Raw genomic sequence first — 16,742 nt, 5'->3', positions numbered from 1 at the left:
AGATACCCCACTGCTAATTACGCCCACTGGGCCAGAATCTGCTCTTTATGTAATGCTAACCATTGCAAACTAATCACGGTAGCGGCATTGTCAATCTCGCCACTGTTTAATCGCGCAATAGCATCACTGTATGGTAGCACATGACTCTTGATGTCTTCACCTTCACTATCAAGACCAAAAACTCCACCCGCATTGGATAGGTCAGTTTTAGCGAGATACAAATATAAACGCTCGGTCGTGCCGCCTGGGCTTGAGAGGTACGACGTCATAAAATGCAAATCATTAAGCTCCAGCCCAGCTTCTTCAAACGCTTCTTTACGTGCTACCTGCTCAAAATCCTTACTTCCTTCTGCCATACCAGCGATGCATTCTAATAACCATGGCGACTCCTTGCTCGCTATTGCGCCAATTCTAATTTGTTCAATTAATAATACTGAATCTATACTGGGGTCGTAAGGTAACACCGCCACCGCATGTCCACGTTCCAATATTTCTCTGGTAATCGTCTGAGACATTCCCCCAGCGAATAACGCGTGGCGAAAATGATAGGTTTGGATCTTAAAAAAACCGTTAAATACCGTTTGTACATCTTCTAGTAATACATCTTTGCTATCAAAACACGAAATTGTTGGCATAAGTTAGATCCTAATTTTTTACAGTAGGGGTTTAAATTCAATACAACTAGCCCCATGATGTACCTTTATTACCCTGTAGGCGTCTTTTACTATCTAAAAAGGCACGTATTATATTCTGTTACATTTGTTGATGCTGTTTTACGTTTTAACTTTTTCGTTCTAAAGAAAAACAAGGTAACATGCATTCAATACAAAAAGTTGTCTAAGGACTGAACGAACGATGAAAAAAAGCATTATATCTCTTTTAGTTGGCTTATCCTGTGCGCTAACTTCTAATCTATCGCAAGCCGAAGATTTACTGCAAGTATACGACATAGCAACTGCAAACGATCCAACAGTGTTAAAAGCAAAAGCACAAGCTGATGCACAAAAATTCGCTCAAGACCAAGCATTAGGTGTACTGCTACCTCAACTTGGCTTTGAAGCAGGCTACAGTCAAATAGACGCAGATGCATTTCCTGGCACGCAAAACGATGTTACAGGCTACAGCATAGGTAGTGGTTTTCGCGATACATTTAGCCGTACATTATCATTGCGCCAAACCATTTTTAATATGTCATCGTGGAAAAACCTAGGCATCGCAGAAAAGCAAGCATTACAAGCTACAACCTTATACGAGCAAGCACAACAGGAGCTCGTTGTACGTATAGCACAAGGCTACTTTGATGTTCTTAGCTCATTAGATAGCCTAGAATTTGTGCAAGCAGAGAAACGCGCGATTGAACGTCAGCTTGAGCAAACCAAACAACGTTATGAAGTTGGTTTAACTGCAATCACAGACGTTCACGAAGCACAAGCTCAGTATGACCGCGCAGTAGCCAATGAAATCGGCGCTGAGAATGATGTGGAAACCGCTCGTGAAGCACTACGTACAATCACAGGTAAATACCATAGTCAGCTTGACCCGCTTAACACCCAGACCTTCTCAACGGTATCGCCGAGCAAAGAAGTGAACGACTTCATCAGCGTGGCTAAAGATAAAAACTTATCGCTGGCTATCGCTAAAGCCAGTTTAGATATTGCTGGGGATCAAATTGAGCTTGCCAAAGCAGGCCACTACCCAACGTTGAACTTAAACGCAAGCTATGGTGATACGCTAACCGACTCAAATGGCATGGTCCACCAGCCAAGGGAAGATCAAACAACGGTTGGCGTGACCTTCAATGTGCCTATTTACTCTGGTGGCACTACACTTGCCGCAACCGAGCAAGCTCGTGCACTCTATGTAGGTGCAAGTCAAGACTTAGAAGCAAGCATGAGGGAAGTCACCCGCTCAGTTATTACATCGTATAATCAAGTGGTTTCTAATGTTGCAACATATCGCGCATTAGAACAGTCAGTGGTCTCAGCGCAAAGTGCATTACAAGCGACCGAAGCTGGTTTTGAAGTGGGTACTCGTACCATTGTTGACGTGTTAGTCAGTACGCAAAGTTTATATAATGCGAAAAAGAACCTAGCTAACCTGCGTTATCAATATGTACTGTCTTCACTGCGCTTAAAACAAGCCGCTGGTACTCTTTCGCGCAGCGATTTAGAAGCTATCAACAAAGGTTTAATACAAGGCTAAGCCTAACGTTAATCACCTTTGAGCACAAAAGCCGACATATGTCGGCTTTTGTATTTTTTAGCACTTGTCGATAAACTATCGCCATTAGTGTAGTAAGAGATAATTTTTGTGGTCACAACCCCTACTTTCAAATGGTCGTTCCTTGCACCTCGTTACTGGCTAACTTGGCTTGGCGTATTGTTCATGTACCTGATATCTTGGCTGCCGCAACGTGCTCAGTTTTCGTTAGGTAAATTTCTGGGTCGCCTTGTACACCGCTTTGTGAAAAAGCGCCGCAAAATTGCCCAGGTCAATGTCAGATTGTGCTTTCCAAAGCTCAATGAGCAACAACAGCGTGAAATGGTGTTAAAAAACATGGAAAACACGGGAATTGCAACGCTAGAAACTGGCATGGCATGGTGGTGGCCTCAATGGCGTATTAACCGAGTAATAGGCTCCATTGATGGCATTGAGCATGTGGAGCATATACAAAAACAAGGGAAAGGCGTCTTATTGCTAGTGCCGCATATGCTACACTTAGAAATGCTGGGTCGTATACTGGGCACTGCACAGCAGGGCATCGGCTTCTATCGGCCACATAATAATCCACTCATGGAATATTTTATGACCAAAGGACGGTTACGTTCTAATGAAAGCCTCATTACCAAGCGAGATGTAAAAGGGCTACTACAAGCGTTGAAAGATAAAAAGATGTGTTACTACTTACCCGATCAAGATTATGGCCGAAATCGGTGCGAGTTTACTCCATTTTTTGCAGTCCCTGATGCTGCCACAACAACTGGCACTTTGATATTTTCATCAAGCAAAAATTGTGAAACACTGAGCTTAAGTGGCACAAGAGATGCTAGAGGTAAGTATCACCTAAAAATTTATCCTGCATTGGCAAATTTTCCAAGTGACGATGCCAAACAAGACGTGACCAGAGTCAATCAGCGGATGGAGGAAGCGATCATGTTGGCCCCAGAACAATATATGTGGTTACATCGTCGCTTCAAAACCAGACCCGATGAAAACGCACCATCTTATTATGGTTAACTTTATTTATGGTTATAAGAAAAAATAAAAAAATACAAAGACCAGCCCCAAAACCTAAGGGACAGCCTCAGCCGCAAGCGAGAAGAAAGAGAAAGGGCAAACCTGTCGCTGCAGCATGGTTTTGGGTAAAGCACTTATCACTTGCTTTTATTTTGGTTTTTGCGGCCTATTACTTTTTGTTCGGAGCATTGCCGAAAATGAGCGTTGGTACTAGCTCCAACGTCGCAGCACGAGGCTTTTCGCAATTTTATGAAAGCTTTCGTAACCGAACATCTAGTCGCGATACCGAGCGAGCCAAATTTGTCATTGAGCTAGGATCACCCAGCTTTAGACTGGACGAAGCACTCAAAGACCGAGAGCGCGTTGTCAGGCCTTCGAGTCAACGCTGGACTGGTGAGTATGAACCCAGACGATTTGAATCAGGCGATACCTTACGTGGGGTGCTATCTGATTACGCTCGTAAAGAAGATATAGAGCTATTTTGGTACTTGGATAAGGACTACGTAGTAAAGCAAAACTTTCGCGTAGACAGTGACTTTCTGTCCGCCTTATACCAAGTCGGTAGAGCCATCAATGATGACTTTGAGTATGAGATTTATACCTTTTACTGTTACAGACAGCGTGCCGCAGTGATCACTGAAAAGCCAACTCGCTTTGTAAGAGACAATTGCCGAAAAATCGCAAACTAAAGCAGACCGCAGCTATTAACGGTCCGCTACAATAACTTAGCGGTTATTTGACTAAGTCACCCAAATGGCGTTTAAAAATCGCCGCTACCTGTGCTGATAATTGTGTGAGCTGTATGTCCCAGCTCACGCATTTACCTTGGCGGTTTAAGCTTTGCTTATGATATTGCTCCCTAAAGAAACAATACGCCTGCGTCAGCACACGCTGCTCTTCTTCATCCAATATCGCCAGCTCTTTTGCGTTAGCCAAAATGCGAACATTATCGGTATGTTCGGTCAAAAGCGCGTTATTTTCGGCAAAGTTCAGTACTAAAAATTGTGCCAGAAACTCGATATCGGTCATCCCTCCAAGTCCTTGTTTAAGATCAAACGCATCGTTACTGTCTTTGGACAAGTGGGTGCGCATTTTCTCTCGCATTGACACAACATTCTCAGCCAACTCTTTGCAATCTCGAGATTGTCTTAAAATGGCTGTGCGGATCTGTCCAAAACGTTCATACATGCTCTGCTCTCCCAGCACCATACGAGCACGCACCAAAGCCTGATGCTCCCATGTCCAAGCTTGCTGAAGCTGGTACTGATAGAAGCTTTCAAGATTAATCGCCAATAACCCTGAGTTCCCCTCAGGGCGTAATCTGGTATCTAGTTCATACAAAATCCCCGATGCCGTTCTGGTATTAAATAAATGCATGAGTCGTTGTGCCAGCTTCAAATAAAACTGCCTTGCTGGAATACACTTTTCTCCCTGTGTATAGCTGTCTCCATCGCTGTTATGTACAAATACTAAGTCCAAGTCAGAGTCGTATCCCAACTCCCAGCCTCCTGCCTTTCCATACGCAATGACAGCGAACCCTTTAGTTTGCTCATCACACCCCTCAGGCTGTCCATAACGCGCAATCATTTGTTGCCAGGCAAGATTAACCGCTTGCTCAATGATAGCCTCAGCCAAAGCTGTTAAATGGTCACTCACTTTCATAATACTGAGCACATCTGTGGCATCAGCTGCGGCGATACGTAACTGATGGGCCTGTTTGAACTGTCGTAAAGCTTCCATTTGTTGCTCAAGATCGTGCTGCTCGATGCGTAAAAAGTATTGTCGAATTTCAAGCTTGTAGGCATTCAAAGGCAGTGGTTTGTAAAGTGCAGCAGGGTCAAGTAGTTCATCCAGTAAGATCGGATATTTGGCAATGTGCTCAGCTATCCATAAGCTATGGGAACACAAATATACCAGTTGCTTCAGTGCCCCCTGATTCTCATATAGCAGCTCCAAATAGGCTGTTCGCGAGGCAATCATGGCTATGATATTGAGCACACTTGTTAGTTCTTCGGCTACCAGTTCTTGCTCAGCCGCTTGGTACAATAGACAGGGGATCAATTTATCGAGAATATCAGCACCTCGAGCACCCATTTGTCGCTTGGTCAATGCTTCTTTGAAACTTTGTAACGCGTTGTGCCAAGGCTCAATTTGCGCTGTATTGAGTTTGCCAGCTAACTGCTGCGTATCCCCTTCTAACCAAACATAAGTAAAGGCTTCATCAAACGCTGTTTGCTCAAAAGGCTCATCACCAATCACCTGAGCAAATTCATCACGGATCTTAGTCATGGTGCTTTGAATGCACTCAAGACACCGCTGATAATCCGGTTTCTGCATCAACACCTGTAGCCGTGTCTGGCATACTTCGTTTTCAGGTAAAGTCTGGGTTTGTTGATCATCAAAGGCCTGTAAATATTGCTCTATTTTGCGTAAGTATAAATAGCTCTCTCTTAGCGAGCACACCGCTTCATGGGGGATCACTTCAAGCGCATCCAGCTGACTAAGCGCCGCTAACAGTGAAGAGGTTTGTAAACTGGTATCACGGCCACCACGGATCATCTGTAGGGCTTGCACGATAAATTCAACCTCACGGATCCCGCCTGCACCAAGCTTAATATTGTTTATCAGTCCTTTGCGGCGAACTTCTTGCGCTATCATGTGCTTCATCTTTCTAAGCGACTCGATAACCGAAAAATCTATATAGCGACGATACACAAAGGGGCGCATCATTTGGTAAAACACCGGCCAGTACGCGTTTGCTTTGCCCAACAAACGCGCTTTGAGCATGGCATAACGCTCCCATTCACGCCCCTGATCCTGATAATAATCTTCCATTGCCGACAAACTCATCACCAAAGGGCCACTATCACCAAAAGGCCTTAAGCGCATATCGACTCTGAACACCTGGCCGTCCACCGTCACTTGATTTAAAGCCGCAATGAGCTTTTGTGCCACCTTCGTGTAAAAAACCTGCGCTTCAATGCTTTTACGGCCACCTTGGGTGTTAACATTGTGGGGATAGCAAAAAATAAGATCTATATCCGATGAAAAGTTTAACTCGCCCCCACCAAGCTTCCCCATTCCTAACACCAACATAGGCAACGCGTTGCCTTTGGAGTCTAGCGGTGTACCACATTGCTTGACTGTCTGTGCAAATGCCCATTGGTTTGCCGCATCAATCAGCCCCTCTGATAACTGGGACACATAGTGAATGCTGTCAGCGATATCATTGCCTTTGACTAAATCCAGCCACATAACCTTTAACCAGTATCGTTGACGATACTTTCTCAATAACCGAAAACAACTTTGTTCATCGAGGGATGATAAATCTTCAGGTAATGGATTTGGCACATCACGTGATTGCATTTGCAGCTCATCAAGTAACCAATCACCAAGCGTTGGGTCTTGTTGTAACACTTTAAAAGCAAAATCACTCATTGCGAGTAAACGCGCTAAGTCGGTTTCAATAGGATTGGTATCGTATAACTGTTGCCAGCGCTGTTGTGCTAATTGAGCCAACGTAGGGGGTAAGGTGACATCATGCATAAAAATCTCCATAGCTATATGGCTCAATGAGTTGGGAGTAGTTATAGTAACAATATCTAAAATTTATCAGTAGAGCGAATATGACTTATTTGTCGTTGCAGAACATCAACTTTTTTGCGATTTTTTCGAGTTTTATCGTTATATGTTTGGTTGTGGTCGTTTTACGTTTGTTGGTGCAGTATCGAGCCAAGCAAGAGCTGCAAGAGGAACTCGCCAAACGAGATAATTTCGCGTTGGGTATCAGTTATGCTTGCCAAATTTCTGTGATAGCCTTTAGTGTCGCGTATTTTTTTGATGACATTAAATTTGCAACGGCGCTGGCACAACCCATCCAATCCTCAGTGGTATTGTTGTTGATACTGGCGTTTGTGGCATTTGGGCAATACATCCATCGCAAATGGATTTTGTATCAATTCAATGAAGAGCAAGCCATTCTCAAACAGAATATATGCGCAGCGCTTGTCGACTCAGGCATGTTGATAGCCAATGGCATTTTGGTACTAGGTTTATACCATTGGGTACATCCAAAAGGTATCAGTGACCTATTGGTAGTCAGCCTGAGTTTTTTACTATTGCAAGGGTTATTTGCGCTAGATAGCAAGTTGCGAGAAAGCCGTTTTGCCAAGGTTAATCAAGGCGCGTCATTGCAACAAAACTTCAACCTCGCAAATACCTCTATCGGTATTCGCTATGCAGGCAAAACCATTGGTTTGTCTTTAGCTATTTACGCAGGTTTACATAGTGCTCCCTATCACGGTGCCATGATAGTAGAGAACCTTTTCTCCGTGGTGCTACATTGCGGGCTGATGTGGGCATTACTATATATATGCAGTTACATACTCCTGTATGTGTCGTTACCTAAAGTTGACATAGGATTGGAAGTCGACCATCAGGATAATATCGGAATCGCCTGTATCGAATTTGCGGTTTTCGCATCAATAGGCTATCTACTAATTAGTACTTTTTCCGTGTAGCCGCTGGACATGGCTACACTAGGTGGGGCCATGTCTATCAAACCTGATAATTTTCTGTTAGTTGACAGCAATAGCGAGTTCAGCCTGGATTACGCTGAGTATTTGCGCAAACATACCAGCAACCAAAAAAGCCAATTAATCGCCGCTGGCGATAACACTCGACATCTTTTAAAAATGATGTTTGATGAACTTATCAAAGATTATAGCTATTGTGATTTTGCGAACGAAATAAGCGTTTCAGAGTTAGCCAGCTATCTTAATGAACATCACAATATTTGTGGAGTACTCATTTCCAGCTTGGATTATCATCTTGCAAGCAAAGAGCAGCAGTTTATTTTTAACTCACTACATCCTATTCGTTACTTATTAGATCAACAAGAAGATGGCAGCTTTATGTACCAAAAGCTCACTGACAAAGCCAACATAAACCATTTATCCTGCCATGGCGCGTTATCAAATGTTGGCGAAGATATTGAAGCCTCTTTGTGTAAACTTGAAACAGACTAACCACGCCAACTTTAAAGTATTCACAAACCTTAACTGAAGCTAGACGCTTAAAGCGCAAAACTTTACTATTACCGCATTGCTATTTTACTTGGGTCTATTATGCGCATTCCCCATATTTATCAACCTTCAGAACTAAAATTAAACACACAAGTGACACTCGATGACGATGCAGCAGGGCACCTTTCACGTGTTCTGCGTATGCAAAGCGGCGATAAAGTTTCATTATTCAACGGCCAAGGCGGTGAATATCTATGTGAACTGATGGAGGTGGGGAAAAAAGTCGTGACAGCTCAAGTTATTGAGTTTAATGACCACGATTGCGAATCACCGCTCAAAATTCACCTCGGGCAAGGCATTTCTAGAGGTGATAAAATGGACTTCACCATTCAAAAATCGGTGGAGCTAGGCATCACGGAGATCACCCCCTTATTTACTAACCGCTGTGGCGTAAAGCTATCAGGTGATCGCTTAGCTAAAAAACACGCACAATGGCAAAAAATAGCGATTGCCGCAGCTGAGCAATCAGGACGAAATACCGTGACGGTTGTTCATCCGCCTGTCGATATTAATACTTGGTTAGCACAACACTCTAGTGAGCTAAAGCTGACATTACACCCAAGAGCGCATCATAGTATCAAAACGCTGCCTACGCCAACTCATGGCGTGCGTTTTATCGTCGGTCCAGAAGGCGGCTTTACCGATGAGGAGATCAAAGCAACCAACGCTCAAGGGTTTATAGATGTTCGACTCGGCCCACGGGTGCTGCGCACAGAAACCGCGGCATTAACAGTACTGAGTGCATTGCAATTACAGTTTGGTGATCTTGCTCTTTAATTTTGATTATTTGGCCCCATAGTAAGGTAAAACAGTATGAAGGTGATGCATGGCAATTAAACTAGGAATTATTTCCGATCCAATTAGTGGATTTAACATCAAAAAAGACACCGGCTTTGCCATGATGATGGCGGCGCAGGCACGTGGTTATGAGCTTTATTACATGGAACTTGGTGACTTATTTATGTATCAAGGTCATGCAAAAGCAACAGTGGCTAAAGCAAAGGTGTTCGATGATACCGCGCACTGGTATGAACTAGAAGAAAAGCAAACCATAGATTTGGCCGATTTAGACGTCATTTTAATGCGTAAAGACCCACCTTTCGATACTGAATATATTTATGCAACGTACATTTTAGAGCGAGCGGAACAGGCCGGCTGTTTAGTGGTGAACAAGCCGCAAAGTTTGCGCGATGCCAATGAGAAGTTGTTTACCGCTTGGTTTAGTGAGCATACACCAGATACCTTAGTGACACGCTCTCAACAGCAAATACGAGAGTTTTTGTCTAAGCATCAAGACATTATACTTAAACCATTAGATGGTATGGGCGGTGCGTCTATCTTCAGGGTGAAGCATGATGACCCAAACATTGGTGTGATCTGTGAAACACTGACTGAACATGGCCAACGTTTTGCCATGGCTCAACAATATATCCCTGAAATTAAACAAGGTGATAAGCGCGTTTTAGTTGTTGATGGTGAGGTGATCCCTTACTGCCTTGCTCGCATCCCTCAAGGCGGTGAAACACGCGGTAATCTTGCCGCTGGTGGCCGCGGTGAAGCACGCCCTATTAGTGAAGACGATTTGAAAGTAGCTCAGGCTGTTGCACCAACCTTAAAAGCCAAAGGGTTGCTGTTTGTAGGCTTGGATATTATTGGTAACAAGCTTACCGAAATTAACGTCACGGCACCGACCTGTGTTAGAGAAATTGAGGCAGCGTACGATATTTCAATTATGGACAAGTTTTATGATGCGATAGAAGTAAAACTCGCCCATACTAAATAAAATTCCATAACGGGGCGACACATATGCAATCATTAGAAAACCATTTTTTAATCGCAATGCCCAGCTTACAAGACCCATTTTTTAAGCATACAGTAACTTACATCTGTGAGCACAACGAAAATGGAGCAATGGGCTTAGTTGTTAACCACCCTATTGATGTCACTGTTGGTGAATTACTAGACAAAATTGAAATCGACAATGACAAAACTCGGCCTGCGGCGGCACAAAATGTCTTTGCTGGCGGCCCCGTTCACACTGATAGGGGGTTTGTACTTCATACCCCGAAATTAGGCTACTCATCAAGCCAAGAGCTCAGCTCTGATATCATGATCACCACATCAAAAGATGTGTTGGCATCATTGACCTCAAACAGCTGCCCAGAAGCATTTTTAATCACATTGGGGTACGCTGGCTGGGAACGTGGTCAATTAGAAAAAGAGCTACTAGAAAACTCATGGCTCGTGATTGAGGCGGATCCCGCCATTATATTCAACACCCCTCCAGAGCTCCGCTGGGAAAAAGCTGTGCAGATGCTGGGGATAGATGCAGCACAGCTCAGCTCTCAAGCTGGACACGCATAGAAGTAAATATGACAAAAAAAGAAAAAGCTCGCCCAGGCGAGCGCACGATTATGGGGTTTGACTTTGGCACAAAAAGCATTGGCATTGCTGTGGGTCAAGAGATCACCGGCACCGCGACCAGTTTAGGTGCTGTAAAGGCCAGAGATGGCATTCCCAACTGGTCAGAAATAGAGGCGCATGTCCAGCAATGGCAACCTGATTTATTAGTTGTGGGGCTGCCACTGAATATGGATGGCACCAATCAACAAGTGACGTTTGCAGCTAAAAAGTTTGCGAATCGATTACACAATAATTACCGTTTACCCGTAGAAACTCAGGATGAACGCCTGACGACCGCCGATGCTAAAGCGAGACTGTTTGAACAAGGTGGTTATAGAAACCTAGGCAAAGGCAATGTTGATAGTATGTCAGCGGTCATTATTTTAGAAAGCTATTTTGAAAGTTTGTGGCAATAAGCCACATTCTTATTATTGTGCTTTAAGTTCCTGCATTTTAGACCAATCTGGAGTAAACCCGGCCTGAGCATAGGCTTTTTTAATAATGCCCTTTGCTCTTAATTCCTTAAGCCCTTTTTGCAGTGCAGCGAAGGCACGCCTCCCATCAGGATGAAGTTTCGACACCACAAAATGGCGGCTACCATCAAGTAATACAACCCATTTAGGGTGTGCAACTAAGTGTATTCCTTCCAGTCTGTACTCATTATTTTTACTTGGCATCAGTGGCATCAACATAAAGTCCACCCATTGCATACTTACCATTCTTGCCTGTGCTACCCACTCATGCTCAATAACGTGTTTTTTAAGCGGCAATTGTTGCAACGTCGACCAGTCAGTGCGCCAACGAGGCGTGCTAACCGCCGATAGCGCTTGGAGATCATCCCAGCTACTTAAATTTGTAACTTCACGATTATCTGGGGCATAGAAAATACCCGCGTAGTACTGCCCATGTCGGATCACCGCTTCACTAATATAGATATGTTGCGCTAAAGGTTCGGCATCAGCCAGCCAATAACTATCAAAACTCAACAGCAACTTGCCCTGCTCTAATAGCTTAGTGTTACGAAAATTGACATTCCCAGTTTGGTAGGTGAATTTCTTATCAAACCCGCCTAACAGCAAAGCTTTCTGAATCAGGACCATATCCACAACATCTCGCCGTATGTAGCCACCACTAAAGTCTTCAACATCCAGTGGCGAACGGTCTTTTAAAAAACGTTGATAGTCTGCAAATACATCATCGCGAATGTACATCTGTACACTATCGCTTTGTGCGTAGCTAGGAATTTGTAGCACCCAAAGTAGCAGCCATAATACGTGGTGGAACTTAAGTTTTGTCCAGCCCATCAACCGTCACCCCTTGTAAGAAACCCGCCCCCTGCTGTTCATTATTTTGCAGCTTGATCATCAATCGTAGATCATTAGGCGAATCAGCGTGATGCAGTGCATCGGCGTAATTAATACGCTGTTGTTTGTATAATTCAAACAAGGCTTGATCGAATGTTTGCATCCCCAAGTCTTTCGACTTTGCCATGGCTTCTTTGATAGACCCCACATCACCCTTTTTAATTAACTCAGCCACCAACGGTGTATTAAGCAGTACTTCAATTGCGGCAACTCGTCCATCACCTTTCGCCGCGGGGACTAACTGCTGAGCCACAATAGCACGCAGGTTAAGCGACAAGTCATACTTTAACTTATCGTGCTTTTCTTTTGGCACTAAATGCATAATGCGGTCGATAGCTTGGTTAGCATTATTTGCATGAAGCGTCGCCACACATAAATGCCCTGTTTCTGCAAAGCTCAGTGCATACTCCATGGTTTCTTGCGAGCGGATCTCACCGATTAAAATGACATCAGGTGCTTGTCGCAAAGAGCTTTTCAGAGCTGATTCAAAGCTTTCAGTATCTAACCCAACCTCACGCTGCGTGATAATGCTTTTCTTATGTTCATGAACAAATTCAATCGGGTCTTCTATTGTAAGGATATGCCCTCTTTGATTGCGGTTACGATAGCCTAACAGCGCAGCAAGTGAAGTTGATTTACCTGTGCCCGTGCCACCAACAAACAACACTAAGCCTCTTTTTGACATGATCACATCAGTTAGTACCGATGGTAGACCAAGCTCGGCCACATCGGGGATCTCTGTGATGATCCTACGTATTACCATGCCGGCACAATCTCGCTGCCAAAACGCCGATACTCGAAATCGCCCCGCGTCCGTAACAATCGCAAAGTTACACTCTTTGTGCTCATGAAACTCTTGCTTTTGCTTGTCACTCATTATGGATTCCACCAGCGCGAGTGAGTTGGTGGCATCAAGTCGCTCGTCACTCAGCGGCCTTAGCTCACCGTCAATCTTTGCACTGATCACCAACCCAGCCGATACAAACAAGTCAGATGCTTGCTTATCGACCATCATCTGTAAATAGTTATTTAATGTCATCGACATACTCCTCAATAACCACTGCTGCCGTGTTTATCTTGCGACCTGCCATAGGCATCCTGCTGTGAAATCAAACCACGATTTACTAAGTTACCTAGACACTGCTCCATTGTTTGCATACCGTGAATAGCACCGGTTTGGATGGTTGAATACATCTGGGGTATTTTATCTTCTCTGATCAGATTACGAATAGCGGGCACGCCTAGCATAATTTCATGGGCGGCAATTCTCCCCCCACCAACTTTTCTTACCAAGGTTTGTGAGATCACCGCCTGTAATGACTCAGAGAGCATTGAGCGGATCATGTCTTTTTCTTCGCCAGGAAAAACATCAATAATTCGGTCTATCGTTTTTGGCGCAGAGGTCGTGTGCAGGGTACCAAATACGAGGTGCCCAGTTTCTGCGGCAGTCATGGCCAAACGGATCGTTTCTAAATCCCGTAATTCCCCCACCAAAATAACGTCAGGGTCTTCACGCAAAGCGCTACGTAGTGCGGCATTAAAGCTGTGTGTATCACGGTGTACTTCACGTTGGTTTATTAAGCTCTTCTGATTTTTATGAACAAACTCGATGGGATCTTCAATGGTTAATATATGGTAATGCTGTGTCGCATTGATATGATCGACCAAAGCGGCGAGTGTGGTTGATTTACCCGAGCCGGTAGGGCCTGTTACAAGTACCAAACCTTTTCTATATTCCGCTATCTTACGGAAAATATCAGGCGCCCCCAAGTCATCCAAACTCATAACTTGAGATGGAATGGTACGAAACACCGCAGCGGGGCCACGATTGGTGTTAAATGCATTGACACGAAAGCGAGCTAAATTTGGCACTTCGAAAGAAAAATCTATCTCTAGATTTTGCTCATAGTCTCTGCGCTGGTTATCATTCATAATATCGTACACTAGATTATTTACATCTTTGGCTTCGAGCGCGGGAATATTGACGCGTCGCACGTCGCCATCAACGCGTATCATTGGCGATACGCCTGATGATAAATGTAAATCCGAGGCTTTGTGTTGCACACTAAAAGCCAATAACTCAGTAATATCCATGTATGACTCCACTACGAGCTGAAAAATAATATGGTTACAATAGCAGAACGCCTTAAGTCCGCCTACGCTCGCGTAGAAAAAGCCGCCCAACAACGCACAGCTGATCATCTTGTTGACCACCCAGTTACTATTTTAGCAGTTTCTAAGACCAAACCGGTGGAACTTATTGAACAAGCTTATATACACGGACAGCGTCAGTTTGGCGAGTCCTATGTACAAGAGGCGGTTGATAAGATTACTCATTTAAAAGAGAAAAAAGACATTGAATGGCATTTTATTGGCCCTATTCAATCCAACAAATCCCGTTTAGTCGCGGAACATTTTAGCTGGGTGCAAAGTGTTGATCGTGAAAAAATTGCCAGACGTCTTAACGAGCAGCGTCCCAATAATCTCATGCCGTTAAATGTCCTTATTCAAGTAAATATCAGTGCAGATGAAAATAAATCGGGCTGCCGCTTAGACGAGCTTGAACAACTGGCTGAATTTATCCACAGCTGCCGCCAGCTCAAGCTCAGAGGATTGATGACCATCACTGAGCAAACCGATGATAAAAATAAACAATTACAATATTTCCAGCAAATGAGAGCTTGCTTTGATAGACTAAAGGACCAATATCCTCAGCTAGATACTTTGTCGATGGGTATGAGTGGTGATTTAGGGCCTGCGGTTGTAGCAGGTGCCACCATGGTACGTATTGGCACTGATATTTTTGGCTCAAGAAAATAAGGTAAGTACACGCTATGTCTAACAAAACAATTGCATTTATCGGCACTGGAAATATGAGCTACGCCATTATCGGCGGTATGATCAAAAACGGTTTTGCCCCAAACAGCATTATTGCCACCAATCGCAATCAAGACAAACTAGCCAAAGTCGCAGCCGATTTTAACGTACAAACTACCTCTGACAATAATCAAGCGCTCAATGATGCAGACGTGATTGTGCTGTCTGTGAAACCACAAATGATGGCTGAACTTTGTCAAAGCTTCCAAGATTCTGGGATTGATTTTAGCAATAAGCTATTTATTTCTGTTGCCGCAGGGATCACGGTAAATAGACTGAGAGAAATGCTGGCGCACCCAGTAAAAATGGTACGCTGTATGCCAAATACTCCCTGTTTATTGGGCCGCGGTGTGTGCGGTTTATATGGTGATGGTCTCGATTCAGAAGAGCGTAACTACGTTGAACAGGTCTTTTCAGCGACAGGCATCGCCACGTGGGTAGAACAAGAATCTCAAATTAATGACATCATTGCGGTTACAGGTTCATCGCCTGCGTACTTCTTTTTGTTTATGGAAGCTATTGAACAAAAAGCAAAAGCGCTGGGCTTTAGTGATGAACAGGCCCGTCAGTTAGTACAACAAACAGCACTAGGGGCTGCAGAAATGGCGGTATCACAACCCGATATCAGTATTGCACAACTACGTGCCAATGTGACTTCCAAAGGTGGCACCACACATGCCGCAGTGGAACATTTAAAATCTCAGAACTTACTCTCAACGGTGGCCGGCGCAATGGATGCTTGTATTGCCCGCGCTGAAGAAATGGAACAGGAAATATAAGGTTATTCTATGAACGCCATGCAATTTTTAATCGGGATCATTTTTGATCTGTTCTTGATGGTCGTATTGTTGCGATTTTGGCTACAGTTGGTGCGTGCAGATTTTTATAATCCACTAAGCCAAACTGTGGTAAAAGTGACTTCTTTTGCGGTCAACCCACTGCGTAAGATTATTCCCGGCGTTGGCGGGTTAGACTTAGCGTCTTTGTTGCTGGCGTTCATGGTAGGCTTTGCTAAAGTTTCTATATTGATGGTGCTTTTTTACGGTGGTTGGAACCCTCTCGGGGCGCTGATCAATGGTGCCATCACTGTACTAAAAGAAGCATTTTCTTTGGTATTTTGGATCTTAATTATTAGAGCCATTATGAGCTGGGTCGTGCAAGGCTATAACCCTATTGCTGCGGTTTTTGATCAGTTAACTGAGCCTATGCTCAGACCTATTCGTAAGGTTATCCCTCCACTGGGAGGACTAGACTTATCGATTTTAGTGTTGCTCATCGGCATGCAGTTTTTACAACTGCTGGTGATGGACTTACTCACTTAGGAGCAATACATCATGAATAAATATTTATCACTCGCCTTGTTGCTGTTTGTATGTGCTTTCGCACAAGCAGGCTCAGAACAAGGAGGGCAATTTAAAACACTTGGTCCATGGCAAGTGCACTATATTGCATTTCCTTCGACTTTTATTCAGCCCAATATTGCCAAAGCATATGGCCTTGAACGTAGTAATTACAAAGCGACCGTGAATATCTCTGTGCTGAGCAATAGCGCCGAAAAACCAGCGCAAAAAGTGCGCTTAACAGGTGAAGCTAGAAACCTACTTGGTAATAAACAAAACTTAGAGTTTAAAGAGGTGGTTGACGGAGATTCGGTATATTACTTAGCGCAAATTGATTTTAGCAACGAAGAAACCTACCGCTTCAAGGTAACTATTTCACAAGGCAATACTCAGCAAGTATTGAACTTTCAACAAAAATTTTATGTGGATTAAACCCA

Annotated in this window: 18 protein-coding genes; 13 read left to right on the top strand and 5 right to left on the bottom strand. The window is 43.9% G+C overall.

Features of this window, described 5'->3' with window-relative positions:
- Window positions 1–17 precede the first annotated feature (17 nt).
- Window positions 18–635: an NUDIX domain-containing protein gene (locus L1070_RS05750; RefSeq protein ID WP_237124814.1), complete on the bottom strand. Its 618-nt coding sequence runs from the start codon at window positions 633–635 to the stop codon at window positions 18–20.
- A 220-nt stretch (window positions 636–855) separates the two neighbouring features.
- Between L1070_RS05750 and tolC the strand changes: the two genes are divergently transcribed.
- From tolC to L1070_RS05735, 3 genes are all read left to right on the top strand, one after another.
- Window positions 856–2,202 (top strand): outer membrane channel protein TolC, encoded by a 1,347-nt coding sequence (tolC, locus tag L1070_RS05745; protein WP_237124813.1) that lies wholly within the window; start codon window positions 856–858, stop codon window positions 2,200–2,202.
- 108 nt (window positions 2,203–2,310) lie between these two features.
- Window positions 2,311–3,237, top strand: a complete 927-nt coding sequence (lpxL, locus tag L1070_RS05740; protein WP_237124812.1) for an LpxL/LpxP family Kdo(2)-lipid IV(A) lauroyl/palmitoleoyl acyltransferase — start codon at window positions 2,311–2,313, stop codon at window positions 3,235–3,237.
- Window positions 3,238–3,434: 197 nt separating this feature from the next.
- Complete coding sequence (locus tag L1070_RS05735; protein WP_237124811.1) at window positions 3,435–3,926, top strand: TcpQ domain-containing protein; 492 nt, start codon at window positions 3,435–3,437, stop codon at window positions 3,924–3,926.
- 43 nt (window positions 3,927–3,969) lie between these two features.
- Here the strand turns inward: L1070_RS05735 and glnE are convergent, their stop codons facing one another.
- Window positions 3,970–6,783 (bottom strand): bifunctional [glutamate--ammonia ligase]-adenylyl-L-tyrosine phosphorylase/[glutamate--ammonia-ligase] adenylyltransferase, encoded by a 2,814-nt coding sequence (gene glnE / locus L1070_RS05730; protein WP_237124810.1) that lies wholly within the window; start codon window positions 6,781–6,783, stop codon window positions 3,970–3,972.
- A gap of 80 nt (window positions 6,784–6,863) precedes the next feature.
- On the opposite strand from glnE, the gene L1070_RS05725 reads away from it, so the two are divergent.
- The 6 genes from L1070_RS05725 (at window position 6,864) to ruvX (ending at window position 11,140) form a co-directional block, all read left to right on the top strand.
- Window positions 6,864–7,757 (top strand): hypothetical protein, encoded by an 894-nt coding sequence (locus L1070_RS05725; RefSeq protein WP_237124809.1) that lies wholly within the window; start codon window positions 6,864–6,866, stop codon window positions 7,755–7,757.
- A 30-nt stretch (window positions 7,758–7,787) separates the two neighbouring features.
- A complete protein-coding gene (locus tag L1070_RS05720; RefSeq protein ID WP_237124808.1) occupies window positions 7,788–8,264 on the top strand; it encodes a hypothetical protein in 477 nt (158 codons plus the stop codon).
- Between the two features lie 99 nt (window positions 8,265–8,363).
- Window positions 8,364–9,098 (top strand): 16S rRNA (uracil(1498)-N(3))-methyltransferase, encoded by a 735-nt coding sequence (gene rsmE / locus L1070_RS05715; protein ID WP_237124807.1) that lies wholly within the window; start codon window positions 8,364–8,366, stop codon window positions 9,096–9,098.
- Between the two features lie 49 nt (window positions 9,099–9,147).
- Window positions 9,148–10,104 (top strand): glutathione synthase, encoded by a 957-nt coding sequence (gshB, locus tag L1070_RS05710; protein WP_237124806.1) that lies wholly within the window; start codon window positions 9,148–9,150, stop codon window positions 10,102–10,104.
- Window positions 10,105–10,127: 23 nt separating this feature from the next.
- Window positions 10,128–10,685 (top strand): YqgE/AlgH family protein, encoded by a 558-nt coding sequence (locus L1070_RS05705; RefSeq protein WP_070983300.1) that lies wholly within the window; start codon window positions 10,128–10,130, stop codon window positions 10,683–10,685.
- An 8-nt stretch (window positions 10,686–10,693) separates the two neighbouring features.
- Window positions 10,694–11,140, top strand: coding sequence for a Holliday junction resolvase RuvX (gene ruvX, locus L1070_RS05700; RefSeq protein ID WP_070983299.1), 447 nt, complete (start codon window positions 10,694–10,696; stop codon window positions 11,138–11,140).
- Between the two features lie 12 nt (window positions 11,141–11,152).
- Here the strand turns inward: ruvX and L1070_RS05695 are convergent, their stop codons facing one another.
- From L1070_RS05695 to L1070_RS05685, 3 genes are read right to left on the bottom strand one after another with little or no spacing between them, the layout of a single operon-like run.
- Entirely contained in the window at window positions 11,153–12,028 is an 876-nt protein-coding gene (locus L1070_RS05695; RefSeq protein WP_070983298.1) for a hypothetical protein, read from the bottom strand.
- The gene (locus tag L1070_RS05690) at window positions 12,009–13,133 is read right to left on the bottom strand and encodes a PilT/PilU family type 4a pilus ATPase (RefSeq protein ID WP_070983297.1); all 1,125 of its coding nucleotides are present in this window, start codon (window positions 13,131–13,133) and stop codon (window positions 12,009–12,011) included. The genes L1070_RS05695 and L1070_RS05690 overlap by 20 nt, the downstream gene beginning before the upstream one ends.
- Before the next feature lie 5 nt (window positions 13,134–13,138).
- Window positions 13,139–14,182: a type IV pilus twitching motility protein PilT gene (locus L1070_RS05685; RefSeq protein WP_070983296.1), complete on the bottom strand. Its 1,044-nt coding sequence runs from the start codon at window positions 14,180–14,182 to the stop codon at window positions 13,139–13,141.
- A gap of 30 nt (window positions 14,183–14,212) precedes the next feature.
- On the opposite strand from L1070_RS05685, the gene L1070_RS05680 reads away from it, so the two are divergent.
- Genes L1070_RS05680 through L1070_RS05665 form a run of 4 tightly spaced genes read left to right on the top strand, consistent with a single transcriptional unit; the run spans window position 14,213 to window position 16,737 of the window.
- Window positions 14,213–14,908, top strand: a complete 696-nt coding sequence (locus L1070_RS05680) for a YggS family pyridoxal phosphate-dependent enzyme (RefSeq protein WP_237124805.1) — start codon at window positions 14,213–14,215, stop codon at window positions 14,906–14,908.
- 14 nt (window positions 14,909–14,922) lie between these two features.
- Window positions 14,923–15,744 (top strand): pyrroline-5-carboxylate reductase, encoded by an 822-nt coding sequence (gene proC, locus L1070_RS05675; RefSeq protein ID WP_237124804.1) that lies wholly within the window; start codon window positions 14,923–14,925, stop codon window positions 15,742–15,744.
- A 9-nt stretch (window positions 15,745–15,753) separates the two neighbouring features.
- A complete protein-coding gene (locus L1070_RS05670; RefSeq protein ID WP_070983293.1) occupies window positions 15,754–16,287 on the top strand; it encodes a YggT family protein in 534 nt (177 codons plus the stop codon).
- A 12-nt stretch (window positions 16,288–16,299) separates the two neighbouring features.
- On the top strand, window positions 16,300–16,737 hold the full coding sequence (locus L1070_RS05665; RefSeq protein WP_070983292.1) for a DUF4426 domain-containing protein: 438 nt from the start codon (window positions 16,300–16,302) through the stop codon (window positions 16,735–16,737).
- The last annotated feature ends 5 nt before the right edge of the window (window positions 16,738–16,742 follow it).

The sequence above is a fragment of the Pseudoalteromonas sp. MMG022 genome (assembly GCF_021654245.1).
In the GTDB taxonomy this organism is placed as follows: domain Bacteria; phylum Pseudomonadota; class Gammaproteobacteria; order Enterobacterales; family Alteromonadaceae; genus Pseudoalteromonas; species Pseudoalteromonas amylolytica.
This window is presented reverse-complemented; position numbering and strand designations above follow the sequence as displayed.